Here is a 25,760-nt window from a genome sequence, read left to right as displayed (position 1 = left end):
ACATGGCTGACGAAGAGATCCACGACAGTCCCACCAAGTGGGTGGCCGACCACGTGCGCTCCTATGTGGAGAGCGACGGCGTCAAGGGACACGACTTCCAGGGCAAGCTGCCCACCCTGCTACTGACGACGCGGGGCCGCCGGACGGGCAAGCTGCGCCGCACCGCGCTGATCTACGGGCGGGACGGCGACCGGTACGTGGTGGTGGCCTCGGCGGGCGGGCAGGAGGCGAATCCCGCCTGGTACCTGAACCTCTGTGCCGAACCCGAGGTGTCCGTGCAGGTGTACGGCGAGACCTTCCAGGCCAAGGCGTCGGTCGCCGCTGAGGCCGAGCGGCCCGCGCTGTGGGAGAAGATGGCGGGAATCTTCTCCACCTACCGCCGCTACCAGAAGAAGGCATCCCGGGAGATCCCGGTGGTGCTGCTGGAACCGCTGCGTTAACCCCTGAACAGGCTGTGCGCCTCCGCCGGCCCGCCCCCGTCCGCGCGGAGGCGCACAGCCCTGCCTCAGCCCGCCCGCCGGTAGGCCGCTGTCAACTTCTCCACGGCGGGCACCACCTCGTTGGGCGTGGGCAGACCCATCATCTCGGTACGCAGGCGGACCGCGTTCTCCTTGAACGACGGGTCCTTGAGCACCCGCATCAGGTCCTCGCGGAGCCCCGCCCGGGTGAGGTGGTCGGAGTCGTAGGCCAGCCACACCCCGGCGCCACGCTCCTGCAGCCCGTTCGCCTGCGCCACCGGGCCGAACCACTTCTCGCTCCAGTACGCGCTCGGCACGATGAGCTGCGGTACGGCGTGCTCGAAGGCTGAGGCCATCGTCGAGGATCCGCCGTGGTGCACGATGGCGCTGCACGTCGGCAGCAGGACGTTCATCGGCACGAAGTCGACCACCCGCACGTTGTCCGGTATCCGCGGCACCGAGGCGAGCTGCTCCGCGCTCATCGTGGCGACCACCTCGATGTCGAGGTCGCCCACCGCCTCGAGCAGGTCCACGGCGGAGGCCTCGGCGACGTCCGCCTCGCGGTGGGTCATGCCCAGCGTGACGCAGACCCGCGGCCGGACCGGCGGCTCATAGAGCCACCGGGGCACCACCGAGGGGCCGTTGAAGGCGAGGTGACGCATCCGGATGTAGTGCGGTGAGCTGGGGCGCCAGGTCCACGGCGGCATGGTGTCGATCGTCCACTGACCGTGCACGACGTCGTCGGCGAACGCGCCGCCGCCGTGCGTGCGCAGCAGCGGCTCCAGCCAGGCGCGCATCGGGTCCGGCCGGGACCCGCCGGCCGCCCGGACCGCCTCCCAGAGCTGCACGAAGGCGTCCGTGCCGAACAGGATGCGCGCGTGCGCCGCGCCGCAGGCCCGGGCCACCACCGGTCCGGCGTAGGTCATCGCGTCCCAGAGCACCAGGTCCGGCCGCCAGGCGCGGGCGAAACCGATCAGGTCGGTGAGCATCTCGTCGGTGTGCAGGAACGGGAGGAGGTTCGTGGTGAGGTACTCAAGCTCGGCGTACGGATCGTCCCGGGCATAGTCGGTCTGCACCGGCAGCGTTGCCGGTGCGGCCTGGCGCTTCGGCGGCTCGGACATCTCGTCGACCTCGGCCAGCGTCTCGGCCATGGGCTCACCGGCCAGGACGGCGGTGAGCCCCGCCTGCGCCAGCGCCTCGGTCGAGCCCGGCTGGCAGGCGACGCGCACGTCATGACCGGCGGTGCGCAGCGCCCAGGCCAGCGGCGTCATGATGTAGAGGTGTGACTTCAGGTCCGGGGGAGCGACGAACAGGACACGCATGGCGGGTCTCTCCTTCGGGTTCGAGGTGATTCACCAGCCCGCCGGCGGGCTGGCGCCGGCGACCGGAGGGAACAGCTCTTCCAGGCGCCGGATCACCGCGGGGTCGAGCGGGCTGTCGAGGGCGGCGAGGGCACCGTGCAGGTGCGCCAGGGTGCGTGGACCGATCACCGCGCCGGTCAGTCCGGGACGGCCCAGTACCCAGGCGAGCGCCACCTCGGCCGGGTCCAGCCCGAGACCGGCACAGTACTTCTCGTAGTCGGCGACGGCCTCGTACCGGTCCTCCAGGGCCCGCATCGCGCGCCCCTGCGCCGTCTTCACGGCGGTGCCGTCGGCCAGCTTCCGGAGCGCGCCGCCGAGCAGCCCGCCGTGCAGCGGGGACCAGGCGAACACCCCGACGCCGTACGCCTGGGCCGCCGGGATCACTTCCGTCTCGGCCTGCCGGGCCACCAGGTTGTAGGCACACTGCTCGACGACGAGCCCGAGGTGACCGCGTCGGGTCGCCGTCTCCCGCGCCGCGGCGATGTGCCACCCGGCGAAGTTCGAGGAGCCGACGTACCGGATCTTGCCCTGGCCGGTCAGCATCTCCATCGCCTGCCAGATCTCGTCCCAGCCGGCGTGTGGATCGAAGTGGTGCATGTGGTACAGGTCGATCCAGTCGGTGCGCAGCCGCCGCAGGGAGTCCTCGCAGGAGGCGACGATGTGCCGGGCGGACAACCCGCGGTCGTTGGGCCAGTCGCTCATCGGGTTGAACACCTTGGTCCCCAGCACCACCTTCTCCCGCCGGCGGTCGCCCTGGTCGAACCATGCGCCGATGAGTTCCTCGGTCAGCCCTCGATGCACCTGCCAGCCGTAGTGGTTAGCAGTGTCGAAGAAGTTGATGCCGTGGTCCAGCGCCTCGTCCATGAGGCGGAACGCCTCTTCGCGCGTGGTGCGCACACCGAGATTGAGCGTGCCCAGGCACAGCGGGCTGACCTCCAGGGCGGTACGGCCGAGTCGGGTGTAGCGCATCGTCGCTCTCCTTCGTCTCAGCCGCGCTGCCCGACGAACAGGCCGCGCCCGGTAAGCCCGTCATCCAGGAACTCGGCCGGGCAGCCGGCGTCCGCGAACGCACCCAGGTACTCGTCGCGGCTGAACAGCATGAGGTGCGACGTCTGGGTGAACTCCCGGATACCGCCCGCGTCCCCCACCAGGAAGCGCACCTCCAGGTGCGACATCCGCCCGGTGCGGGTGGTGTGCGACATCCGGGCCACCGCCCGCGTCCCGTCGGTGTCGGAGTCGACGGCCAGATGACCGTCGAGGAACCGCTCGGGAAACCACCACGGTTCCACCACCAGCACGCCGCCCGGCTCCAGGTGCTGCGCCATGGACCACACGGCCTGGCGTAACTCGGCCACCGAGCCCAGGTAGCCGATGGCGTTGAACATGCAGGTGACCGCGTCGAAGCGGCGGCCCAGGCGAAAGTCGCGCATGTCGCCGTCGTGCACGGGCACCCCGGGTAGGCGCGTCCGGGCCGTCGCACGCATCGGCTCGGACAGCTCCACGCCGGCCACCTCGTCGAAGGTGCCGGCGAAGGTGGCCAGGTGTGCGCCCGTCCCGCAGGCCACGTCGAGCAGGCTGGCCGCCTCCGGACGCCGGTCGCGGATCAACCGGGTCAGGGTCTCCGCCTCGGCGGCCCAGTCCTTGCCCCGGCTGCGGTAGATGAACTCGTAGATCTCGGCGAACTCCGCGGTGTAGGTCATCGGCGGACCCCGGCGAACAGGCCACGGCCGGGCAGGCCGCCGGCATCGGTGAGATGCTCGGCGGTACAGCCCGCCGACCGCAGGGCCTCGAGATAGTCCTCCCGGGTGAACAGGGTCAGCATCTGCACGTGGGAGAAGTGCCGGATACCGCCGTCGTCGGCGACGACGTAGTGCGCCTCGTGCCGGGCCGCCTGCCCCTGCCGCGCCGAGTGCGAGACCCGCACGACGGTACGGGTGTCGTCGTGGACCACGTCGTGGGCGATGTGCCCGTCGAGGAAGGTGTCCGGGGACCACCATGGGTCGATCACCAGTACGCCACCGGGAACGAGGTGCGCGGCCATCGTCCGGACCGTCGCGCAGAGCTCGTCGACGTCGTGGGCGTAGCCGATGGTGCCGGTCAGGATGCACACGGCATCGAATTCGCGGCCCAGCGCGAACGACCGCATGTCGCCGACGTGGACGGCGCCGGACGGCAGCTTGGCCTGCGCCACAGTGCACATCGCCGGGGACAGTTCGAGTCCGGCGACCTCCAGGAAGGTCGTCGCCAGCCGCCGCAGGTGCTCGCCGGTCCCGCAGGCCACGTCCAGCACGGACCGGGCCTGCGGCCGGCGCTCGCGGACCACGCGCGCCACGGCGTCCGCCTCGGCGGCGAAGTCCTTGCCCCGTCCCGCGTACAGCAGGTCGTAGATCTCGGCCACGTCGGCGTCGTATGCCGCCGAGGTCACAGTGGGTTGGCCGGTCACCGGGTGTCTCCCGCCGCGACGGTGTGCCGGCCGAGCCGACGGGCGAGGGATGCGCGCAGCGCCGCGACGACCGCGTCCACGTCGTCGTCGCTGAGCGCCTGGTGCATCGGCAGGCACAGGGTGCGTTCGGCGGCCCGCTCGGCCCGGGGCAGCCGCGCTGTCGACCCGTACGCGGCCACCCGGTGCAGGATGGGGTAGCGGAACGTCGTGTAGATGCCCTGGGCGTACAGATCGCTGGCCACGTCGTCGCGGATTCCCTCGTCCATCTGCACCCAGTACAGGTAGTACGAGCTGCGTTGGCCGGGGGGCAGCGGCGGGGGCAGGGTCAGACCGGGCACGTCGGCGAGGCCGCTGTCGTAGCGAGCCTCGACAGTTCGCCGCCGGTCGGCGAAGTCCGGCAGTCGGCCCAGTTGCACCAGGCCGACGGCGGCCTGCATGTCGTTCATGATCGAACGCCTGGAGAACGACGAGATGTCGAAGTCCCACCATCGGTGCGCCGAGCGCCGGGCCTGGGAGAAGCCGCTGAACTGCTCCAGGCCGAAGTACGCGAGCTTGGCGGCCCGTGCCACCAGGTCGGGATCGCGGGCGGTGAGCATGCCGCCGTCGCCGGCCACGACGATCTTCTGTGCGTCGAAGCTCCACACGCCGATGTCGCCGAGCGTGCCGCAGGGTACGCCGTCCACGCTGGAGTCCACCGCGCAGGCGGCGTCCTCGATGAGGAGGATCCCGCGTTCCCGGCACAGCTCGGCGATGCCCGCGATGTCACCAGGCCGGCCACCATAATGCAGCGCCAGCACTGCGCGGGTGCGCGGAGTGAGTGCCGCCGCCACGTCGTCGACGGTGGGGTTGAGGGTGTGCGGATCCACGTCGCAGAAGACCGGACGGCCACCGTGCGCCGCAATGGCGTTGCCCGCACCGACGAAGCTCACTGTCGGCAGCACCACCTCGGTGCCGGGCCCCACACCGGCGAGCTGCATCGCGATGAAGGTCGCCTCGGTGCACGAGTTCACCGCCGTGACCCTGTCGGTGTCCACACCGAGGTGGCCGGCGAAGGCTGCCTCGAACGCAGCGGTGCGCGGTCCCTTGCCGACCCAGTTGCTGCCGAACACCTCTGCGATGGCGTTCAGCTCCGCCTCGCCGAGGGACGGCTGAAACACGTTGATCATGATCCGCTCACCACCTCTCGTAGTCGTCGTGGTGGCGGACCCAGTCCATCTTGTCCTCCAGGTGATCTTCCTGGCGACCCAGCGGGGTGAGGTCGAGGTAGTTGTAGGTGTTGTTGAGCAGGTCGCTACCGCGCCGGTAGGTGGAGTAGGCGTAGCGCACCACGTCGCCCTCGCGCAGGAACGTGCTGACGCCGGGCATCTCCGGCTCCGGGTCGTCGTCGTCGAGGCGCACGTGGAAGTCCTCGTAGAACGTGGTGCCGTGGCAGGAGACGAACGGCACGGTCCAGCCCATCCGCTTGACGAACTGCTCCGTCTCCGCTGGCGGCTCCGGTGACACCACCACCAGCGTGGTGTCCCGGGCGTGCAGGTGCGCCAGGTGACCGATGTTGTCCACCCAGAACGAGCAGATCGGACACCAGCCGTACCCTTCCAACGAACCCATGAAGTGGTACGTGATGAGCTGGCGCCGGCCCTCGAACAGGTCGAGCAGGCTCAGCCGGCGCCCGCCCGGGGCGATGAAGGTGTAGTCCGTGTCGACGGTCAGCAGGGGCAGCGCCTGCCGCTCCCGGGTCACCGCGTCGCGGGCCCGGGTCAGTTCCTTCTCCCGCTCCAGCAGCGCCTTGCGGGCGGCCAGCCACTGCGCCCGGTCGGCCAGCCACTGCGCCCGGTCGGCCGGGGCCGGCGTGGTGGTGGCGGCCCTGCCCGTAGCCCCGTCAGCGCAGCACGACATCGGCGCGCTCCAGCTCCGTCAGGAACACCCCACGCGACAGCGCCTCGGCGGTCCGCTCGATGTCGTCGGACATGTACCGGTCCTCGTTCAGCGTGGCCACGAGGCCGCGGACGGTGTCATAGGTGGCCCGGGCAGCAGGGCTCAGCCCGTCGGGCCCACCCCGCAGGTCCACCGCCTGCGCCGCGGCCAGGAACTCCACGGCGAGGATGCGGTCGTTGTTCTCCAGCACCCGCCGGGCATTGCGGGCGGCGATCAGGCCCATGCTGACCACGTCCTGGTTGTCGCCGTTGGACGGCACGCTCTGGGTGCTGGCCGGCCCGATGGTGCGGTTCTCCGCGACCAGCGCGGTGGCCGGGTACTGCGCGCCGGCGAACCCGCTGTTCAGGCCGGGATCACCGGCCACGAGGAACTCCGGCAGCCCGTCGCTGAGATGCCGGTTCAGCAGTCGGTTGGTGCGCCGCTCGGAGAACACCCCGAGCTGGGTGAGCGCGATGGTCAGGAAGTCCATCACGAAGGCGATCGGCTGGCCGTGGAAGTTGGCGCCGTGGAAGACCTCCTTGCCGACGAAGAACAGGGGGTTGTCGTTGGCCGAGTTGACCTCGGTCTCCAGCTTCTCCATGGCGTGGTACACGGTGTCCCGGACGGCGCCCACCACCTGCGGGATGGCCCGCAGCGTGTACGCCTTCTGCATGTAGATCTCCGTACGGGAGACGCCGTTCGCGGCCCGCTCGGTCGCCTGCAGCTGCCGGCGCAGGTCCTCGTGCTCCAGCGCCAACCCGCTCCCTCGCATCAGGGCCCGCATGTTCGCCGCGGTGTCGATCTGACCGCGGTGCGGGCGCGCGATGTCGTGGCCCTCGGCGAGGAACGGACTGGTCGACGCACGCATGGTCTCCAACACCAGAGCGGTGACGATCTCCGCCTGGCGAACCTGGTCGAGCGCGCGCTTGGCCACCAGGCAGCCCAGGCCGGTCATGCCCGAGGTGCCGTTGATCAGTGAGAGGCCCTCCTTGAAGCGGAGCTCCAGCGGCTCGATGCCGAGCTTGCGCAACACCGGGCCGGTCGGCACGCGGCTACCACCACGCAGCAGATAACCCTCGCCGATGAGGGTGGAGGCGATGTGTGCCAGCGGAGCCAGGTCACCGCTCGCTCCCAGCGAGCCGATCTGCGGGATGGCCGGCGTCAGGCCCTCGTTCAGATACAGCGCCAGCCGCTCCAGCACCTCGGGGCGGACCGCGGAATATCCCTTGGCGAGGGCGTTGAGCCGGGCCGCCACGATCGCCCGGGCCTCGTCCTCGGCGAAGTCCGGCCCCACGCCGGCGCTGTGACTGCGTACGAGGTTGGTCTGGAGCTCGACCTCCTTCGAGGTGTCGACGAGCATGTAGACCATCTCGCCGTAACCGGTGGTGACGCCGTACACCGGCTCACCGCGTCGTACGGTGTCCTCGAACATGGCCCGGCTGCTGGCCGCACGGCCCAGCGCGTCCCGGTTCACCCCGCAGCGGACGCGGTCCACCGCGACCTTCCACACATCGGGCACGCCGACGGTCTCGCCGTCGAAGTCGACGGTCGTCTGGGTCTCGACAAGGGTCACAGTGCACACTCCATCGGATCGCGGTGTTTCGTTCTTCCGGTACGGAGGCCGGCCAGGGCGCGCCGGTCGACCTTGCCGCCGGTGTTGCGCGGCAGGGAATCCACGGTGGTGAAGGTGACCGGCAGGACGGGATCGCCGAACCGGCGGCGCAGTGCCGAGCGCCAGTGGTCCGGGGTCCCGCCTGGGCCGGGTACGACGTAGGCGTCGAGGCGGACGACCAGACCGTCGTGGCCGGTCACGGGCACCACGGCGCAGGCGGCCACTGCTTCGTCAGCGGACAGGGCGGCCTCGACGTCGGCGAGCTCGATGCGGACGCCGTACATCTTGATCTGCAAATCCCGGCGGCCGTGAAACTCCAGCACACCGTCCGGGCGCCACCGGCCGAGGTCACCGGTCCGGTAGTGCGGGGTGACGCCGTCGACGCCGCGCGGCGGGTGGAACACCCCGTTGTCCGCGGCCGCCGCCCCCACGTACCCGGTGGTGACGTACCGGCTGCGGATCACCAGGTGACCGATCTCGCCCGGCGGGCACGGGCCGTCGCGGTCGTCGAGCACGAGCAGGTCACGTCCGGGGATGGGCCGGCCGATCGCGACGGTGCCGGGCCCGGTGTCCGCGACGGACACCTCGTGCCAGGTGGCGAGGATGGTCTCGGTCGGTCCGTACAGGTTGACCAGCCTGGTCCGTGGCAGCCGCGCCCGGAGCTGGCGGGCGAGCGGGCCAGGCAGCGCCTCGCCGGCGAGCAGCAGGGCGGCCAGCCGGGTCGACGCCGGATCGCCGGCGAGCAGCGGCTCCAGCTCACGGGCGAAGCTCGGCACGGTCTGGAGCACTGTCACGCGCTCACGTGACAGCCACGGCACCAGGCGATCCGGGTCCGCGCGTGTTCGCCACGGCACCGGGCACAGCGTGGCGCCCCCGCGCAGGGCCGCGAACACCTCGACGAGGCAGGCGTCGTAGCCGGGTGCCGCCCACTGCGCCAGCCGGGTGCCGGCACCGATGCCGAACTCGGCGGCGAACCATCCGGTGAACTGGGCCAGCGCGGCGTGGGTCTGCCGGATGCCCTTGGGTCGACCGGTGGTGCCGGACGTGTACGCCACGTAGGCGGTCGCGTCCGGAGCGACGGCGGACACCGTGGTGTCGGTGGCGCCGGGGATGCCGGCGAGGTCCAGCACGGGCACGCCGGTCGCGTCGACCGCCCGGCGTACCGGATCGTCCGGGTCCGAGTCGGTGAGTACGCACGCCGGCCCCAGATCGGCGAGCGCGGCGTGCGCGGTCCCGGTGCCGGCGAGGCACACCATCGGCGCCCCCGAACCGAGCGCGCCGACGAGCGCGACGACCAGGTCCGCGCCGGGGGACGCGAGCACTGCCACCGGTCGTCCCGGCCCGGCACCGTACGCCCGTACCGCCGCCCGCACACCGGCCGCGCGGCGTGCCAGCTCGCCGTAGGTGAGCTCGACGTCGCCGTCCGACACGGCGATCGCTTCGGGATGCCGCCGGGCCTGCGCCCGGATCAGGTCGGCCACGGTCGGGCCGGCGTCGGCCGGCTCCAGACCCTGGGTGTTCGCGGTCACGCCTCCTCCTTTCCAGATCGGTTGGGGCGACGGGGAGATCAGCGCAGTCGCACGGGCAGCGAGTTCAGGCCGTGCATGACGACGCTCGCCCGCCAGGCCAGCGATTCGGCCGGGTTGGCCAGCCGCAGGTGCGGATAGCGGCGCACCAGCGCGCGGATGGCGATCGTCGCGTCCAGCCGGGCCAGCGGCGCGCCGATGCAGTGGTGCAGTCCGTGCCCGAACGCCACGTGCGCGTTCTGCGGCCGGTCGACGCGCAGCGTGGCCGGCTCGGCGAACCGCTGCGGATCGCGATTGGCCGCCAGCAGCGAGACCAGCACCACCGCGCCGGCCGGAATGGTGGCCCCGCCGACGGCCAGCGGCTGCCGCGCCCGCCGGGCGGCCACCTGCACGGGGCTCTCGTACCGGAGAACCTCCTCCACCGCGTCCGGCACCAGGTCCGGATCGGCGCGCAGCCGCTCGAGCTGCGGGCGGTCGGTCAGCAACGCCAGCATCGCGTTGCCGATCAGATTGACGGTGGTTTCGTGTCCGGCGATCAGCAGAAGGAACACCATGGAGGTGAGCTCGTCTTCGGTGAGCCGGTCACCGCCGTCCCGCACCGATGCCAGGGCGGAGAGGAGGTCGTCACCCGGCGCGCGGCGTTTGTCGCGCAGCAGGCCCTGGGCGTAGTCCAGCATCTCCCCGGCGGCCGCCTCCAGCTCGGCGAGGCTCAGCGCGCTCGCCGTCAGTGTGGTCGTCCAGCGGTGGAAGGCGGCGTCGTCCGACTCGGGGATGCCGAGCAGCCCGCCGAGCACCCGGATGGGCAGCGGCAACGCGTACGCCGCGACGAGGTCGACCTCGTCCGCGCCGGCCATCGCGTCCAGCAGATCCTCGGCGATCCGCTCGATGCGTGGCCGCATGTCCTCCATCCGCCGCCGGGTGAACGCCGCGGAGATCAGCCTGCGCAGGCGGGTGTGGTCCGGCGGTTCCCGGTTCAGCATGTGATTGTTCATGCCGAGGCGGAGCCGCTCGGAAAGACCGCGCCGGTCGGCTACCGCGCCGGTGCGGCCCTCCAGGCGGGTGTCGGCCAGGCACCGGCGCACCTCGTCGTACCCGACCACCAGCCACGCCGGACCGCCGGACGGCAGCGTCACCCGGTGCACCGGTCCCAGCGCCGCCAGGCGTGCGGATCCGGCGTGCCGCTGTGCCGCGTCGCCCAGCAGGAAGTCCGCGGCGTGCGGCGCGACGGTCATGCCGTCATCCTGGCAACAGCGGGTGTCGCGCAGCGCCTTCGTGGTTGCGCTGCTGGAACGAGGTGCATCCGGCATGATCAGGACCGGCCGAACTGTCCCGGCGTGCGACCCGCACCGGCCGGCCCGCGGTACGCCTGGGCGATGTCCAGCCAGTGCTCGGCGTCGGCCCCCGTCGCGGTCAGGGACAGATCGTCGCGGTGCCGGCGCCGCGTGACGAGCAGGCAGAAGTCCTCGGCCGGCCCGGAGATCCGCTGCTCGGCGTCCTCCGGGCCGAACCGCCAGACGGCGCCGGACGGAGCGGTGAGCGTGTAGCCGAACTCGACGTCGGGGGTCGACTCGCCGCGAGCCTGATAGCCGAAGTCCCAGGTGCGCACGGCGAAGCCGCACAGGAACCGGATCCGGTCCGTCCGCACCTGACGCACGCCGAGCGTGTCGGCGATGTCCTGACCGTGGCCGAACAGCTCCATCATTCCGGCGCAGGCGAGCACCGGCGCGGGCAGTGGCCGCACCAGCCAGGGCACCACCTGACCGTCCGGCACGGCGGCGAGAGCCTTCTCGGCGTTGGCGCGTTCCTCCCGCCACCGGTTGAGCAGGACGTGCGGCGGGTCGGAGAGATAGGCCGACAGCGCCACGTCGACGTTGCGGTCGAAGTCGCCGCTCATCGTCGCGACGCGGGCGCGGAAGCCGTCCGGGTCCGCGGCGGCGAAACCGGCCAGCCGGAATGTCGCGGCCAGGTGGGCCACCTGATGGGCGATGGTCCAACCGGGAGCCGGAGTGTCCAGCTTCCACTGTGTGTCGTCCAGGCCGGCGAGCAGCCGGTCCAGCTCGTCACCGTCAGCGGTCAGGGCGGGGATCGGGTCGGGTCCGGTCACCGTGAGGTCCTCTCGATCGGGCGTACGGGTGGCGTCGGGCCGGTGCGAGCCGGGCGGCGGTGTGTGTGGACTGGATCGGCGTCGGTTCTCTGCAGGCGGGACCCGTGCGCCAATCCCCGGAAAACTTCTCCATGGTCGACCTCGCACGGAGGGTGATGCACCTTCGTCAGTGCGCTGCGGGGCAGTGTGGATCTTCGCCGCCGGGGTGTTCAGGGCGACTGCGCACGAACGCGTACGCGTGGCACGGGTGGCGCTGGGCAGACTTGTTCCGGCGCCACACGCGCCGGGCAGGGTCCGCGCGGCCGCGACGCCCGATGACGCCGCCGATCGCGCCGGTGCCGCCGCTGGACCCGGACCCTGGTCCGCCACTGTGCGGCGCGGCGCGCGACTCACCCGGACCGGAACGTTTCCGGACCGTCCCGGCACCGCCACTGGGGCACGATGAACGCCGGACGGGCGCGTCCACAGAACCGAAGGGAGTCACACGATGGCGCAAGGCACCGATCTGCCGAGCTCACTGGGCAAGCCCGCGCTGCGGGCGCTCGAGGGTGCCGGCTACACCAAGCTGGAGCAGTTCACCAAGATCAGTGAGTCCGAGGTCAAGGAGCTGCACGGGATGGGCCCCAAAGCCCTGAGCACGCTCAAGTCGTCGATGAAGGCGAAGGGCCTCTCCTTCAAATGAACCGTGACGACCGGGTGGGTGGCTGTTCGCCACCCACCCGGTCTCGTCGTGGCGGGCACCCGCCACAGCACTTTGGAAGAAGGCATCTGATGGGAAACGGGTACGAAGGCCACACATCAGCTCCATCGCGAGGCAGTGTGGGGCATCGACCCGGAGGAAGCGGCATGACACAGGCCAGAACAGCCATGATCATCGGTAGCGGCATCGCCGGCAGCGTGGCGGCGCTCGCGTTGCACCGCGCAGGCATCGAGCCGACCGTTTTCGAGGCGTACGACCGACCGTCCGACGATGTCGGCGGCGAGTTGATGCTGGCGCCCAACGGCATCGACGCGCTCGGCATCGTCGGGGTCGAGGACGACGTGCACCGCCTTGGCAGCCCCATCCGCCGCACCGTGATGACGGACGGCCGAGGCCGCCCGTTCGGCGATTTCGAGCACCTGCCCGATCTGCCGCCGAGCCGCGCGGTCAAGCGCGCGGACCTGCAACGACTGCTGCGTGAGCGGACCGAGGCGGCGGGTGTCCGCATCGTGTACGGCCGGCGTCTGGTCGGCGCCACGGACTCGCCGGACAGCATCACCGCCAACTTCGCCGACGGCAGCAGCGCGACCGCCGACGTCCTGATCGGTGCGGACGGCATCCGATCGGCCGTCCGGCGCCTCATCGACCCGGGCGCACCCACGGCGCAGTACACCGGGATGCTCGGCCTGGGCGGCGCCGTGGAGGTGCCGTCGGTCGGTGAGCCGGGCGTCATGCATCTGGCAAACGGGCACGACGCCTTCTTCGGCCACTGGATCGGATCCGACGGACGCGTCAACTGGTTCAGCAACATCACCAGCGACGAGCCGATGGCGATGTCCGAGGCGCGCCGGGTGCCCGCGGACCGATGGCTGAACCGGTTGCGCCGGGTGCACGCCGAGGACGTACCGGCGCGCGAAGTGCTCGACCGGGCCGGGCCGCAGGACGTGTTCCCGTTCGGCGCCATCGAGATCCTGCCCCCGCTGCGGACGTGGTACCGCGGGCGGATGGTGCTGGTCGGGGACGCCGCGCACGCGCCCTCCCCGGTGTCCGGTCAGGGCGCCTCGTTGGCCTCGGAGAGCGCCGTGCAGCTCGCTCGCTGCCTGCGCGATGTGCCCGGGGTGCAGGCGGCCTTCGCCACCTACGAGATGATGCGCCGACCCCGGGTGGAGAAGATCGCTGCCGATGCCGCGCGCGCCAATCAGGCCAAGGCTCCCGGCCCGGTCGCGTACGCGCTCATGCGGCTGCTGGCCCCGGTCGCGCGGCACACCGTGCTGAAGCCCGAGCGGATGTTCGGTCCGGTGCACCGGCACCGGATCGACTGGAACCGGACGGTCACCCCCGCCTGAGCGGCGTCGACCGGTCCGCGGTGTACGCCTCGTGAACCTCCCGCAGGGCACCGATGCCGCCGCCGAAGACGGTGACCGCCAGCTCGGTGACGCCGGCCTCGGCGAACTCGCGGAGCCGCCCGGCGATCCGGTCCACCGGTCCGAGCAGCGACGTACGGTCGACGAAGTCCGCCGGTACGGCGGCGGCCGCCTCGGCGTACCGCTTCGCCAGATACAGCTCCTGGACGTCACGGGCCGCGTCCGCGTATCCCATGCGTGCGGCGAGGAGGTTGTAGAAGTTGCGGTCTCGACTGCCCATGCCGCCGAGATAGAGGGCCACGTGCGCGCGGACCCGGTCGACGCACCGCCCGACGTCGTCGCCGACGGCGAGCGGCACTGACGCGATCACCTCGAACCCGTCCATGGGCCGGCCGGCTCGGTCCCGGCCGGCCCGGACGTGCCGCAACTGCTCGGCCGCGAACTCCGGGCTGAGAAATGCGGCGAGCCAGCCGTCGCCGATCTCCCCGGCCAGTTCCAGGTTGCGCGGGCCGACCGCGGCCAGATAGATCGGCAGGTCCGGGCGGGGCGGATGGACGGTCAGCCGCAGGGCTCTGCCGGCGCCGCCGGACAGCGGCAGCGGGTAGTGCCGGCCCGGGTGGGCGAGCGGGCGCCGGGACAGGGCGAGGCGGAGCACGTCGACGTACTCACGGGTCCGCCCGAGCGGGTCGGCGAAGGGCACGCCGTGCCATCCCTCGGAGACCTGTGGTCCGGAGACGCCGAGGCCCAGCCGGAACCGACCGCCGGACAGGCGATCGAGGGTCGCGGCGGTCATCGCGGTGAGGGCGGGGCTGCGTCCCGGCATCTGCATGACGGCGGAGCCGATGTTGACGGACCGGGTGTGCGCGGCGATCCAGGTCAGCATCGTCACCGCGTCCGAGCCGTACACCTCCGCCGCCCAGACGGTGTGGAAGCCGAGCCGCTCCGCCTCGACGGCCAACCGCACCCGGCCGGCGGCATCGCCGGCGCCCACCAGATGTCCCAGATTCAGCGACAGTCGCATCCGACCATCGTGGCGTCGGGTCGCATCGGCGGGCATCTCGCGCCGTGCCGTTCCCGCAGCGCAGGGCACCGGCGACGCCCGATCGGACGGGCCCTGGCACCTGCGCAGCCTGGGAGGTGCCCCCGGTCGAACTCGGGGCCAGGATGTGTGACGAGAGCAGGGGGTGGCGATGACCGGAGGGCGCGGAAGTCGCACCGCTGCTGTGGTGGGCACGATGGCGGGGCCGCACATCATGGTCAGCCTCGTATGAGGCGGACGGAGGGTCGTCACCGCCGTGGGCGGGTGCCGGCGGTCCAGCGACGTGTCTCTCATCCGGCGTTGGAGGAGTTTGATGTCCATCCATGATTCACGTGTCGAAGCTATGGATCCGGTCGAGTTCGCCCGTCTGGTCAAGCACACTCCGGACGACGAGCTGCGCGAGGTCATGCGCGGTGAGCGGCGTGCCGAAATCCTCGATCACCTGATCGGCGGGATGCAGTCCGCGTTTCGGCCCGAGGTCGCCGGCCGGACCCGGGCGGTGGTGCACTGGCGGATCGGCGATCGACCGGACGGCGGCGTCGACACCTACCAGATGGTCATCGCCGACGGCGTCTGCACTCTGTCGTCCCGCGCCGACGGGCAGCCACAGCTGACCTTGAACCTGGCCGCGGCTGATTTCGTCCACCTGGTCACGGGCAACGCGCACGCGGTGATGCTGGTGATGAAGGGCCGGTTGAAGACCCGAGGTGACCTCGGTCTGACCGCCCGGTTCCCCACCTTCTTCGCCGCCCCCCGGCCCTGAGCGGCGCGGCCCGGACCGGGTGGAGGCGTCCGGGTTCCATCTGGCGATTCGGCACGTGAGGAGCGAGAACATGACCGACACCGGCGCGCACGGTGAGGATGGGCGCGATGCCGAGGATTCGGCTGCCGGCTCTCGCCACGAGGACCTCGAAGACCCGTGGCGCGGTATCCCGGCGACGCTCCTCGACGGTCCCGGCTACCACATCGGCGGGCCGGCCGGAGACGGGCGCGATGCCCCGCGGACGCTCGGAAACCCTCGCGCCGAGAACGTCGAAGACCGCTGGCGCGGCATTCCGGCCACGCTTCTCGACGGCCCCTTCTACGACGCCGGCCCAGCGGGTGACTTCCGATGAACGGCGGGCTCGCGGCGCGCACCGTCGTGCGGTACGGCCTGGCCAGGCCCCGCGGGTGCCACCGGGTCGCGTACGCCGACTGAGGTCGGCTTACCGCGGCCGGTGCGGGTGTCGCCGCTCTCCCGGCGGGCGACGTTCCTGTGCCCGTCTCCCACGTGCCTCTCAGCCGGCACGGTCGGCCCGGCGGGGAAGCTGTTGGGGCACCCCGGTCGCCGGGTCGCCGGCGTGCCGCGTGCCGTTCGCCGGCGTCGCGTCGGTGGTGGGGGAGCGGCCGTGCGTCGACGGGGCCGCGCCGGACGTGTCGGCCGGTCTGCCGAAACGTTGGGTGACCAGGTGCTCCTGGGCCATCCCGCGCAGCGCGGCGAGCGCCGCGTCGAGCAGCACCGCGCGGGCCACCGCGGCGGCCCGCTCCACCTCCATGTTGTCGCGCGGAAGCAGACTGAGCTCGCGGTCCGCGGACTGTTCCGCGAGCTGTGCGTACGGATGGAAGAACTCGGTGCCGTGGCTGCAGCCGAGCTGGCGCAGAGCTGCGAGGACGTGGGCCAGCCGGTTCCGGCCCGGGACGTCGTCGCCCACCTGCCAGCCCAGCTCGTTGATGAGGCGGTCGACCTCGGTGCGTTCGGCCGTCACGTCGTTGACGGCCTTGGATTTGTCGAGGTCCGGGTACACCACCCGGTTGGCGGTCCGGTACAGCCCGGGAAGTGGGAGGTCGTCGTCCTCGATGGCCGTGAGCAGTTCCATCACTGTGGACAGCTCAAGCTGGCCGATGCCGGTCATCGCCCGGATGAAGAGCAGGCGCCGTCGGTGCGCCTCGCCGTACTGCGCCTGGTTGCGGCCAGTCAGTCGGCCCGGTGGGACGAGACCCTCACGAAGATAGAACTTGATTGTTGCGACGGGCACGCCGGTGTAGCGGCTCAGGTCAGAGATGCGCATCGAGTTCCCCCAGCTGGTCAACACAGCCCCGCGGTGCGATTCTCCCATGTGGAACGGGTGGAGATTGATGGCGATCCCATGGCACGCTCGTGGCGGAAGCGTTCGGGCCGTCGCCGCGTCGCGGCTGTGGCCCGGGTGGGACCGGCGGTCGAGTAGTCAGGCAGTCAAGCAGTCAGGCAGTCAGGCAGCGGTACGGTCGGACTCGCGGAGCTTCGTGATCATTACGGGCGCGGCGCTCAGGGGCGTCTCGGCGGCCTGTTGTTCCGCCGCGACCCGGGCCAACGCGAGCTTTCGGCTGTCCATCAGGGCCAGTAGCACGGGCGGATCGATGCTCTGGATCGGCTGTAGGTCGAGGTCCACCCGGATGTCGGAGTTCCATGAGACCGTCAGCGGCCCCTCCGAGGCCACCGCGATCGGTCGGTTCGCCTCGTCGGGACGCCCGCCCGCGTTGGTGTCGACGGCTTGAGCGAGCAGGTACCAGGTGCCCGGCGGCACCGTGTCGAAGTGGAAGTAGCCGCCGTCGGGTAGCACCGCGCACCGCACCGGACGACCCTCGGGGATGCGGTCCGTGAAGAGGCCGACGAAGACCGGCCCGTTCGGTCGGCCCGGCTGCGAGGGGATGCGGCCGTGTACCCGGGCTTCGGAGAGCGGGGCCGGTTCCGGATCGGTCGCGATCTGCGGGGCGTAGCCGGCGCGGCGCCGGTAGGTGGTCGGCGACATGCCGACGCTGCGGGTGAACCGCGAGCTGAAGGTGCCGACGCTGTTGTAGCCCACCCGGAGGCTGATGTCGGCGACGTTGAGTGTGGTGGAGATCAGCAGCTGTTTGGCGCGTTGCAGACGCAGCGCGGACAGGAAGCGGCCCGGGGAGACCCCGGTGGTCCGCTGGAAGATCCTGGTGAAGTGGAACTTGCTGAACATGGCAGCCCTGGCCATGTCGTCGACGGTGAGCTGCTCGCCGAGATTCTCTCGCATGGTGCTGATCGCGCGATTCACGGCCTGCTTGGTCGATTCCTCCATGATGCCTCCCCCTGACCTGTCCGGCGATTTTTCGTACTAGGTGGTAATAATTGTCGTGTAAAGCATCGCGGTTTCGGTCCCATCGAGCGCCGTAGTGATGCATATGATTGCGCCGGTATGCCCTGCTGCCTCACTCCCGCCGCCCCGATGGGCACCGCTTCCGGTCGAGGCTAGCCCAGCCCAGAGCGATTGACAATACTGCTGATCATCGAGGGCAATAGACCGCAATCGTGAAGAGAGGAACGCCTTGAGCAGTGCTTCTGACACTCATATGAAGCTCGACAGTCATCCATGCGGATAGCGGTGCGACCCACTTTCCACGGGGGTTGCCGAGAGTGGCCAATGTGGAAACTGGTAACGCATACGGTGCCCCTGGGCTGCGGTTTGACGCGAAACGTCGGTAATTGTCGATCATGTACCCGGCGGTCTGGCTACCTTCAGTGAATCTGGCGCTTTGTTGACTGAAAAAGATTATTGACCGGAGCGACGAGCGGAAGGTAAGATTATTTGCTCACGCTTCTGGTCGGATCTATTGCAATGCATAGTCGGAGTTTTCCGGAATGCCAGTATTTGTTTTTCTATTAAAAAGAATTGCTACCTGAATTTCTCGGGCCGGGGTCGCGTGGCCGATATTCGTCAATTCTCAATCGGGTGCCGGGTAGGTGGATCAGCCGCTCGTCGCGCTGGTTTCGATCGGGCCCGGATAATCAGTCGGGGCGGATTCCAAAGACCGTCGTCCGGCCCGGTGAACAATAGGAGGAGCGGCAGTGGAATCCCGTCGGCCGCACCGCCTCATGCCACTCGGCACGGTCCCTACCAGGATGGGGGCGAGGGTTGCCTGACCGACCCCGATCGACCATCCCGTCCGTGGGACAACCGTGTGAGACACACCCGAGGGGCGCGTCCTACTGCTCAGGGAGGCGTACGAGACGGGCCTCGTCGTTGCCACCTGAAGCCGCGGCCAGCGACATCCAGGAGCCGTCGGGCGGGCCGTACGCCCTGCAGGATCAACCGATGGTGCGCCGGCTCCAGCCCGCCGTCGGGGCCGGCGCCACGCGAAGGGCGCGCGCGCCCAGGTGACGGGCGGCGGTGAGGCTCGACCAGGCGGCCAGTTCGACGAGACCGCGGTCGTCGTACCCCTGGGCGCGTACCCGGTCGACGTCGGCGGCGGTGACCCGGTAGGAGGCGAACGCCACCAGCAACGCCAGACGCCCCGCCGGGCGGTCCGACTCCGGCAGGCCCGCGACGCACTCGTCGAGCCAACGGAGTCGCAGGGCGGCCGGGCGCGCGTCCAGGACGGACGGGGGCGCGCCAAGGCGAGGGAGTTGCGCCGTCAACAGCCGGCGTACCGGTGCCGGGACACTGCGTTCGCCTGCCGCGTCGACCACCGCTGCGGACCGGGCGAACGCCGCCACCAGGTGCGGCCGGTCGCCGGTCCAGGACAGGTCCGGCGGCACCGTCGCCGGAGGCAGCAGGCCCGGGGACTCGCCCGGGACCACGGTCCTGCCGGCCAGCCCGGCCAGGATCCGGGCCGCACCCCGCCGCAGCACCGCCGCGACCGGGCCGGGCACCGGCGGCAGGGGCGAGTCCGGCAGGAAGACGTTGACCATCCGGTTCAGGTAGTGAAACACCACAGCGACGCCGACGAGTTCGGGACCGTGCTCGGGCGGGAACGGCGGCGGCCCGCCGTGGACGGCCCAGCGGGCCAGCTCACGCAGCTGCGGGTCCCGCAGGTCGGCCAACTGCCCGGTCAGCATGGCGGCGGCGTCCGGGCCGCTCAGCAGACCGGCGAGGGTGCCACCGTGCACGTCCACGCAGTACGGGCAACGGTTGGCCTGGGAAACCCCGGCGGCAACCACCTCCCGGGCCTCCCGGCCCGTCTGCCCGGACGCCAGCAGCGCCTCGCGCAGCATGGTCCAGGCCGCGGCGAGCACGACCGGAGAGGCCGCGTGCAGCGCCACCGGCGGTGCGAGCATCCCGAAGTCCCGTTCGATCTGCTGGTACACGGCCGCCACCGGGCCGTCGGCCCGGCTCGGCGGGACTGGCGCGACGTGCCGGAGTTGCAACGCCGTGGCGCGTCGAGCGACCCTCGCGATGAGCTTTCGCACCGATTCTCCCTTGGAAGAACAGGCGCCGGCCGGCGCCTGGCCGGCCGACGCCCGACTGTTCAGCGGGCGAACACCGCCCGGCGGCCGGCGGTCTCGCCGTCCGGCGACGGCGCCCCGTAGGTGACGGAGACCCCCCGCTCCTGCGCGGCCCGAATGATGCCCGGCATGGCGCGTTCGGCAAGGGCGGCGATCGTGAACGCCGGGTTCACCGTGAGCGCACCGGGGACCGCCGATCCGTCGGTGACGAAGATTCCGGGGTGTCCGCGCAGCTCGTGCCGGTCGTCCAGCGCCGAGGTGGCCGGGTCGTCGCCGATCCGGCAGGACGCCAACGGGTGCACCGTGTACGCGCCGACCAGGTCGTTCGTCCACGGCTCGACCCGGGCCAGCCCGTCGCGTTCCAGGATGTCCTTGATGTCGGCGTCGGCCAGCGACCAGCCCCGCCGGGTGTTCGCGGTGGGCCGGTAGCTCAGCGGACCGTGCCCCAGCATCTGCTGGGAGAAGCGGTGCGCGTTGCCGGTCTCCGGCGGCGGCCCGAAGACGCCCTCGTTGTCGTCCTCGGACATGATGAAGATCGTCAGCCAGGACTTCCAGCGGCGCAGCATCTCCTTCTTGTCCACCCCGAACCAGGTCGGGCCGCTGGCGTCGGGCGCCTGCGCCAGGATGGTGCCCAGCCCCGGCGGGAAGTAGAGCTGCTCCAACGAGTAGCGCTCGAACTCGGGCAGGTTGCCGTCGAGCCGGTCCCAGCTGGCCACCGTCGGGCCGCGCCCGATCTGGTACGCCTCGTAGGCCCGCCCGTCCGGTCGGGAAAGCCCGAGCACGTCTCGGACCCGGTCCTCGTCGAAGACGGCGGTGTTCAGTCGCTCCCCGTTGCCGGAGAAGTAGCGCCCCACCGCGTGCGGCATGGTGCCCAGCCCGGGCTCCGACCGTTGCAGGATCACCGGTGTGGCACCGGCACCCGCCGCGACGATGACGAGCTTCGCGTCGATCGCACCTTCGTCGTGCAGGATCCGGTAGTCCTCGCCGTCCACGATCCGGTAGTGCACCCGGTAGCCGCCGTCGTCGTTACGGGAGATCTGCTGCACCTCGTGCAGCGGCCGGATCTCCGCGCCGTGGGCGAGCGCCGCCGGCAGGTAGTTCAGCAGCAGTGAGCGCTTGGCGTCGAACCGGCAGCCGGACATCATCCAGTTGCAGTTGGTGCACATGTCCACGTCGACGGCGGACGGCGCCGGGTTGGCGGTGCGCCCGGCGTGCCGACAGGCCGCGCCGAACAGGCCACCGGCGTACGGGATCTTGTCCCAGGTCTGCCGGGTGATCGGCAGGGCCTCGGCGACCCGGTCGTACCAGGGTTCGAGGGCGTCCCGGCTGATCGAGCTGGGCCACATCCGGCGGCCGATGCTGCCGCGTCGCTCGAAGACGAAGCGCGGCGCGCGCGGCATGGTGGCGAAGTAGACAACGCTTCCGCCGCCGACACAGTTGCCGCCGAGCACGCTCATGCCGTCGCCCACCACGAAGTCGAAGACCCGGGTGTACGACGAGCCGAGCAGGAAGTCGTGGTCGAACTCCTCGCCGCGCAGCCACGGGCCGCGCTCCAGGACGGTCACGCGGGCACCGCCCGCAGCGAGGTGGTACGCGGGGATGGCCCCGCCGAAGCCGCTGCCGATGATGAGAACGTCTGTCGATTCGATGCTGGTCATGCGGGGCTGCCCGTCGCCGTCGTGTCGGGGTGGAGGTCGGCCAGTTGCCGGCCGTAGGAGAAGGACTCGAACCGCCAGATGCCGTCGGCCTGCGGCTGTTCGTAGCCGATGGTGAGCAGCCCTGGGTGGCCGGCGGCCAGCGCGGCGGGCGTGCTGAGGTGGGCGGCGCTGTCGAAGGCCATGTTGCTGAACAGGGCCAGGCCCACCCACATCTGCTTTTCCGGGTGATCCGGTTTGGTGAGGTCGGCGACCAGGGCGGTGCGGTGGTCGAACGCCAGCGCCACGAACGGCGGCACCGTCGGGTCCAGCGTCAGGTCGTGGTCGGCCGCGTACTCCCGTGCGTGGTCGTTGAGGGAGAACACCAGGGAGTCCAGCCCTTCGGCCAGACCGCCGGCCGGGTTCTCGAGAAGCTCGACCGCACCGGCCGCCACCGCACCACCGCCGGCTGACACCCCGGCCACGCTGCGGTCCCCGGGAAACCGTTTCTCGCCGGGAATGATGGTGTCCGCGAACGCCTCTAGCACGAGGGTCCGATCCGGATTGCGCTCGGATTCGTCGGGCTGCACCGCATCGCCTCCTGTCCGTGGTCGGCGCGCCGGTACGGGTCGTCCGCCTGGCGGACGCGCGACCGGAGGAGGTGCCCGCCGGGCCGGTCAGTGCCGTGGCCGTCGTGCCGGACCCGCGGCGGTGACCCACCGGACACCGCTCACGGATCGCTTTCCCACATCGTGACGGCAGCACGACAGGGGCCGCATCTTCGTCGTTGCGCTCGCACGGAACCCTCTGAATCTGGAGAAAAACCCCGGGCTTCTCCGGTCGTGCGCTGGACCGGTCGGCCCCACTCCAAGCGACCGCCGCCCGCTGATACTGACCGGGAACACGACGACGGATGGAGGACGGAGATGGTCGCCGGGCGGGTAGCGTCCTCAATGGTGCGTCGGCAGGTCAGGTACGTGTCCCCGGTTTCGCCAGGGTCGGCCAACGGGCTGGTCGCCGAGGTGTACGCGCAGGTGGCCGACGAGATGCGACTCGTGGTGCCGCCGGCGTTGATGCACTCTCCGGCACCGGACGTGCTGGCCGCGTACTGGGCGCTGACCCGGGAACCCCTGGTCACGGTGGGGCCGGTGGACCGGGCCACCAAGGAGGCTGTCGCCGCGGCGGTGTCGGTGGCCAACACCTGCCCGTACTGCGCGGACATGCACACCGTCGGCATGTACGACCTGTCCGGCGAGCACGCCGCCGAGGCGGTCGCCGGCGACCGGATGCAGGACATCACCGAGCCGGAGCTGCGCGTCGCGGCGGCGTGGGCGCGTACCGCACACCAGTCCGACGACGCCGCGCCGCCGCCTGCCGGGCTGTCCCCGGCGGACCGCGCGGAACTGATCGGGGTGGTCGTCGCCTTTCATTACCTGACCCGCATGGTGAACGTGTTCCTGGCGAACTTCCTGCTGCCGCCGGGCCTGGCTCCGTGGTCCCGTCGCCGACTCAAACAGGGGATCAGCCGGGTCCTGCGTCCCACCCTGCGGGAGCCGCGCGAGCCGGGCCGGGCCGCTGGCCTGCTGCCCGCCGCGCCGCTGCGCGCGGCCACCGCCTGGGCGGCGCCCCGGCCGGCGGTGGCCGCCGCGGTGGGCCGGGCCGACCAGGTCTTCCGCGCCGCCGGTGAGCGCGCGCTCTCCCTGGAGGTACGCGACCTGGTCACCGCGCATCTCTCGGAGTGGCGGGGAAGGGAGACCGGAATCAGCACCGACTGGTGCGAGCGGCTGATCGCCGACCTGGCACCGGCGGACCGGGCCGCCGCGCGGTTGGCGCTGCTCACCGCGGTCGCCTCGTACCAGGTCGACGAGGAGATGGTCCAGGAGTTCCGCCGCCACCACCCGGAAGACCGGTCGCTGGTCGACGCCGCGGCCTGGGCCGCCTGGTCGGCGGCTTGCCTGGTCGGCGCCCGGCAGGTGGCCGACCCGGTGACCGGGCCGCCGCCTGAGCGCCACGGCTGACCACCGTCCCGCATCCGGTCCGGCGCGAACTGAGCATTGTGGAAGAACAACGATGCGCCGCGACCCGGAAGGGTGGGAGGGGATGCCGTCCGTAGGGCTCGGGCGGCGACCGCTACGGCGACTGGAGGCCAGGATGAGTGTTGACGCGGCGCGAACCGGGAGGGTCGGCCCGACCAACTGGTGGAACGGTGCCCACCACCGTACCGCGCTGAACCTGTTCATGGTCGTGGTGCTGGCGCACTGGGCCGAGCACCTCACGCAGGCGTTCCAGATCTGGGCGCTGGGCTGGCCCGTGCCGCAGGCGCGCGGAGTGCTCGGCCTGTACTTCCCCTGGCTGGTCACCTCCGAATGGCTGCACTACGCGTACGCGCTGGTGATGCTGGTCGGCCTGTGGCTGCTGCGCGGCGGTTTCGTGGGCCGGTCACGCACCTGGTGGATGATCGCCTTCGGGATCCAGTTCTGGCACCACATCGAGCACCTGATGCTCTTCGTACAGGCTCAGACCGGCACGTTCTTCTTCGGCCGTTCGGTTCCCACCAGCATGTTGCAGCTGGTCCTGCCCCGGGTCGAGCTCCACCTGTTCTACAACACCGTGGTGTTCCTGCCGATGGTGATCGCGATCATCCTGCACCTACGGCCCAACCGGGCCGAGTCCGAGCTGATGACCTGCAGCTGCGCCCCACGGCTGACCGTGGCGCCCAGCACGCCGTGACGGCGCCGGAAGCCGCGCGTTCGGGGTCCGGGTCCCGCTGGTTCGGGTACCTCCTCGCCGCAGTGGTCTGCGCGGTGGTGGCGCTGGCCGCACTCACCGACAATCCGACCGCCCGGGTCGCCGCGGTGACGCCGGCGGACGGCGCGACAGTGGCCGGTCCACCGGCCGAGGTGGTGGTCACCTTCGAGGGCACGGTGCGGGCCAGGGAGTTCCATCTGGCCGTCGCGCCGGCCGGTCAGAGCCGGTCGATAGCCGCCGGTCCGGCGAGGCTGGAGGAGCAGCGGTTGGTGCTGCCCGTCCGCGTTCAGACCGCCGGGGCGTATCTGGCCGCGTACCACGTGCTGTTGACCGACGGACGGCAACTGAGTGGCACGACCCGGTTCACCGTGGCCGCTGGCGGACCGCCCGTTTCGGTGGCCGCCGACGCCCCCTCGGTCGGGCCCGGTGGGCACCAGCACGGTGCCGACGACCCGCTCAGCGTGGGCCTCCTCGTGCTGGACCTGCTGCTGGTCGTGGTCGTGGCCGTCGTGCTGCTACGCCGGCCCCGGGTCCGGGCGGCGCGACGCTGACGGTGACCGGGAGCGCATGAACGAAGGCGCGCGAGATGCGGCCGGCGTACGACGATGGGTACGCCGGCCGCGGCACGTCGCCGGGCCGTGAGGGAGGACGACGATGCCGACGACAGTGGGTTCGATACGGCGGCTGGTCCTGACGCCGTCACTGGCGGAGACGACCTTCGCCCGCCGCGGCTTCCCCGTGACGCCCGGCCCGGTGACCCGCCGCCTCGAGGCGATTCCGCAGGCGGTGATCTGCGGGTTCGAGTGGGGCATCGACATGCGCGACCAGTGGGAGCTGGAGCGTCGTCTGGAACTGGTCGAACCGGAGATGCGCGGCTTCGCGTACGAGGGTGCGGCGATGGCGCTCACCGTCATCGACGCGATGCCGGGGCCACGCCGTCACCGAGCCCGGGAGTTGCTCTCCGGTCCGGGCCGGCCGCACACCTTCCTGACCTACATCGGCATCGGGTTCGCCATGGCCCGCCTGCCGCGCCCACTGTGGAAGGGTGTGCTGCCGGATCTGACCGGCACCCCCTACTACCCGACGATGAGCTGGCTGGCCGTCGACGGTTACGGCTTCGACCGGGCGTACTTCGAGACCGAGCGGTGGGTGACCCGGCAGGAGCTGCTGCCCGCGTACCCCTGGCAGGGGCGGGCGGACTACTTCCCGCGCGCCGTCGACCAGGGCATCGGCCGGGCGCTCTGGTTCATCCACGGGGCCGGCGCGGCGGACGTCGCCGCGGCGGTGCGGCGGTTCGCGCCCGCCCGGCAGGCGGACCTGTGGAGCGGTGTCGGCCTGGCGGCCACGTTCGCCGGCGGCGCCGACCTCGGCAGCCTGCGCTCGCTGGTGGACGCCGCCGGAGAGGACCACGCGCACCTGGCGCAGGGCGCGGTCTTCGCGGCGAAGGCCCGGCACTTCTCCGGTTTCCAGCCGGCGCACACCGAGGTCGCGCTGACGGCACTGGCCGGCATGTCGGTCGAGGCTGCCGCCGCCCTGGCCGACGACGTCGCGGTCGACAGCCTCGCCGACGACGCCGAACCGGACTACGAAGTGTGGCGCCGCCGCATCCGCGCTCATTTCCCGGTGCCCGCGACGCGCGTGTCGTAGC

25 protein-coding genes are annotated in these 25,760 nt (G+C 71.3%); 9 read left to right on the top strand and 16 right to left on the bottom strand.

Translation table 11 applies throughout. The features are described 5' to 3' along the window. The first annotated feature begins 2 nt into the window (after positions 1 to 2). Positions 3 to 440, top strand: coding sequence for a nitroreductase family deazaflavin-dependent oxidoreductase (locus ACFYPG_RS05555; protein WP_387350490.1), 438 nt, complete (start codon positions 3 to 5; stop codon positions 438 to 440). A gap of 65 nt (positions 441 to 505) precedes the next feature. Here ACFYPG_RS05555 and ACFYPG_RS05550 read toward each other — a convergent pair whose 3' ends face one another. The 10 genes from ACFYPG_RS05550 to ACFYPG_RS05505 all read right to left on the bottom strand — a co-directional run bounded on the left by ACFYPG_RS05550 (position 506) and on the right by ACFYPG_RS05505 (position 11,418). Continuing rightward, positions 506 to 1,780 carry an activator-dependent family glycosyltransferase gene (locus ACFYPG_RS05550; protein WP_387350488.1) on the bottom strand — a complete coding sequence of 425 codons (1,275 nt, stop codon included), beginning with the start codon at positions 1,778 to 1,780 and terminating at the stop codon, positions 506 to 508. A 30-nt stretch (positions 1,781 to 1,810) separates the two neighbouring features. After that, positions 1,811 to 2,788 (bottom strand): aldo/keto reductase, encoded by a 978-nt coding sequence (locus ACFYPG_RS05545; protein ID WP_387350487.1) that lies wholly within the window; start codon positions 2,786 to 2,788, stop codon positions 1,811 to 1,813. A 17-nt stretch (positions 2,789 to 2,805) separates the two neighbouring features. Beyond that, the gene (locus tag ACFYPG_RS05540; RefSeq protein ID WP_355008712.1) at positions 2,806 to 3,519 is read right to left on the bottom strand and encodes a class I SAM-dependent methyltransferase; all 714 of its coding nucleotides are present in this window, start codon (positions 3,517 to 3,519) and stop codon (positions 2,806 to 2,808) included. Further along, positions 3,516 to 4,262: a class I SAM-dependent methyltransferase gene (locus tag ACFYPG_RS05535; protein ID WP_355008713.1), complete on the bottom strand. Its 747-nt coding sequence runs from the start codon at positions 4,260 to 4,262 to the stop codon at positions 3,516 to 3,518. Before ACFYPG_RS05535 ends, ACFYPG_RS05540 begins: the two co-directional genes overlap by 4 nt. Further along, positions 4,259 to 5,428, bottom strand: coding sequence for a DegT/DnrJ/EryC1/StrS family aminotransferase (locus ACFYPG_RS05530; RefSeq protein ID WP_355008714.1), 1,170 nt, complete (start codon positions 5,426 to 5,428; stop codon positions 4,259 to 4,261). The genes ACFYPG_RS05535 and ACFYPG_RS05530 overlap by 4 nt, the downstream gene beginning before the upstream one ends. A 7-nt stretch (positions 5,429 to 5,435) precedes the next feature. Continuing rightward, on the bottom strand, positions 5,436 to 6,158 hold the full coding sequence (locus ACFYPG_RS05525) for a DUF899 domain-containing protein (RefSeq protein WP_387350484.1): 723 nt from the start codon (positions 6,156 to 6,158) through the stop codon (positions 5,436 to 5,438). After that, entirely contained in the window at positions 6,142 to 7,749 is a 1,608-nt protein-coding gene (cmdF, locus tag ACFYPG_RS05520) for a tyrosine 2,3-aminomutase (RefSeq protein ID WP_387350482.1), read from the bottom strand. The genes ACFYPG_RS05525 and cmdF overlap by 17 nt, the downstream gene beginning before the upstream one ends. Then, positions 7,746 to 9,317 (bottom strand): AMP-binding protein, encoded by a 1,572-nt coding sequence (locus ACFYPG_RS05515; RefSeq protein ID WP_387350481.1) that lies wholly within the window; start codon positions 9,315 to 9,317, stop codon positions 7,746 to 7,748. The genes cmdF and ACFYPG_RS05515 overlap by 4 nt, the downstream gene beginning before the upstream one ends. Positions 9,318 to 9,355: 38 nt before the next feature. Next, entirely contained in the window at positions 9,356 to 10,546 is a 1,191-nt protein-coding gene (locus ACFYPG_RS05510; RefSeq protein ID WP_387350479.1) for a cytochrome P450, read from the bottom strand. 77 nt (positions 10,547 to 10,623) lie between these two features. Further along, complete coding sequence (locus ACFYPG_RS05505; protein WP_387350477.1) at positions 10,624 to 11,418, bottom strand: TIGR03084 family metal-binding protein; 795 nt, start codon at positions 11,416 to 11,418, stop codon at positions 10,624 to 10,626. Positions 11,419 to 11,905: 487 nt separating this feature from the next. On the opposite strand from ACFYPG_RS05505, the gene ACFYPG_RS05500 reads away from it, so the two are divergent. Together ACFYPG_RS05500 and ACFYPG_RS05495 are read left to right on the top strand one after the other, a co-directional pair. Next, positions 11,906 to 12,100, top strand: coding sequence for a DNA-binding protein (locus tag ACFYPG_RS05500; protein ID WP_355008720.1), 195 nt, complete (start codon positions 11,906 to 11,908; stop codon positions 12,098 to 12,100). A 164-nt stretch (positions 12,101 to 12,264) separates the two neighbouring features. Then, on the top strand, positions 12,265 to 13,464 hold the full coding sequence (locus ACFYPG_RS05495) for an FAD-dependent oxidoreductase (protein WP_387350475.1): 1,200 nt from the start codon (positions 12,265 to 12,267) through the stop codon (positions 13,462 to 13,464). Here ACFYPG_RS05495 and ACFYPG_RS05490 read toward each other — a convergent pair. Further along, positions 13,451 to 14,503, bottom strand: coding sequence for an LLM class F420-dependent oxidoreductase (locus tag ACFYPG_RS05490; protein WP_387350473.1), 1,053 nt, complete (start codon positions 14,501 to 14,503; stop codon positions 13,451 to 13,453). The genes ACFYPG_RS05495 and ACFYPG_RS05490 overlap by 14 nt on opposite strands. Before the next feature lie 331 nt (positions 14,504 to 14,834). Here ACFYPG_RS05490 and ACFYPG_RS05485 point away from each other — a divergent pair, with 331 nt between their 5' ends. Continuing rightward, the gene (locus ACFYPG_RS05485) at positions 14,835 to 15,284 is read left to right on the top strand and encodes an SCP2 sterol-binding domain-containing protein (protein ID WP_357204124.1); all 450 of its coding nucleotides are present in this window, start codon (positions 14,835 to 14,837) and stop codon (positions 15,282 to 15,284) included. A gap of 70 nt (positions 15,285 to 15,354) precedes the next feature. Further along, on the top strand, positions 15,355 to 15,636 hold the full coding sequence (locus ACFYPG_RS05480) for a hypothetical protein (protein ID WP_387350471.1): 282 nt from the start codon (positions 15,355 to 15,357) through the stop codon (positions 15,634 to 15,636). A gap of 162 nt (positions 15,637 to 15,798) precedes the next feature. Here ACFYPG_RS05480 and ACFYPG_RS05475 read toward each other — a convergent pair whose 3' ends face one another. The 5 genes from ACFYPG_RS05475 to ACFYPG_RS05455 form a co-directional block, all read right to left on the bottom strand. Continuing rightward, the gene (locus tag ACFYPG_RS05475; protein WP_387350470.1) at positions 15,799 to 16,569 is read right to left on the bottom strand and encodes a MerR family transcriptional regulator; all 771 of its coding nucleotides are present in this window, start codon (positions 16,567 to 16,569) and stop codon (positions 15,799 to 15,801) included. 180 nt (positions 16,570 to 16,749) lie between these two features. Further along, the gene (locus tag ACFYPG_RS05470) at positions 16,750 to 17,586 is read right to left on the bottom strand and encodes an AraC family transcriptional regulator (protein ID WP_355008726.1); all 837 of its coding nucleotides are present in this window, start codon (positions 17,584 to 17,586) and stop codon (positions 16,750 to 16,752) included. Between the two features lie 1,007 nt (positions 17,587 to 18,593). After that, positions 18,594 to 19,694 carry a carboxymuconolactone decarboxylase family protein gene (locus ACFYPG_RS05465; RefSeq protein ID WP_355008727.1) on the bottom strand — a complete coding sequence of 367 codons (1,101 nt, stop codon included), beginning with the start codon at positions 19,692 to 19,694 and terminating at the stop codon, positions 18,594 to 18,596. A gap of 59 nt (positions 19,695 to 19,753) precedes the next feature. After that, positions 19,754 to 21,388, bottom strand: coding sequence for a GMC family oxidoreductase N-terminal domain-containing protein (locus ACFYPG_RS05460; RefSeq protein ID WP_387350467.1), 1,635 nt, complete (start codon positions 21,386 to 21,388; stop codon positions 19,754 to 19,756). Beyond that, positions 21,385 to 21,954, bottom strand: a complete 570-nt coding sequence (locus tag ACFYPG_RS05455) for a DUF5987 family protein (RefSeq protein ID WP_387350465.1) — start codon at positions 21,952 to 21,954, stop codon at positions 21,385 to 21,387. Before ACFYPG_RS05455 ends, ACFYPG_RS05460 begins: the two co-directional genes overlap by 4 nt. A 363-nt stretch (positions 21,955 to 22,317) precedes the next feature. Between ACFYPG_RS05455 and ACFYPG_RS05450 the strand changes: the two genes are divergently transcribed. The 4 genes from ACFYPG_RS05450 (at position 22,318) to ACFYPG_RS05435 (ending at position 25,759) form a co-directional block, all read left to right on the top strand. Next, complete coding sequence (locus ACFYPG_RS05450; protein WP_387350463.1) at positions 22,318 to 23,382, top strand: carboxymuconolactone decarboxylase family protein; 1,065 nt, start codon at positions 22,318 to 22,320, stop codon at positions 23,380 to 23,382. A 133-nt stretch (positions 23,383 to 23,515) separates the two neighbouring features. Then, complete coding sequence (locus ACFYPG_RS05445) at positions 23,516 to 24,094, top strand: hypothetical protein (RefSeq protein WP_387350461.1); 579 nt, start codon at positions 23,516 to 23,518, stop codon at positions 24,092 to 24,094. Then, positions 24,091 to 24,663 (top strand): copper resistance CopC family protein, encoded by a 573-nt coding sequence (locus ACFYPG_RS05440; RefSeq protein ID WP_387350459.1) that lies wholly within the window; start codon positions 24,091 to 24,093, stop codon positions 24,661 to 24,663. The genes ACFYPG_RS05445 and ACFYPG_RS05440 overlap by 4 nt, the downstream gene beginning before the upstream one ends. A 103-nt stretch (positions 24,664 to 24,766) precedes the next feature. Next, positions 24,767 to 25,759 (top strand): DUF1702 family protein, encoded by a 993-nt coding sequence (locus tag ACFYPG_RS05435; RefSeq protein WP_355008733.1) that lies wholly within the window; start codon positions 24,767 to 24,769, stop codon positions 25,757 to 25,759. Position 25,760 lies beyond the last annotated feature (1 nt).

It is taken from the genome of Micromonospora sp. NPDC005553 (assembly GCF_042871765.1).
Lineage (GTDB): Bacteria > Actinomycetota > Actinomycetes > Mycobacteriales > Micromonosporaceae > Micromonospora.
The sequence above is the reverse complement of the archived record's forward strand: the minus strand, read 5'-3'. Positions and strand labels throughout refer to the sequence as shown.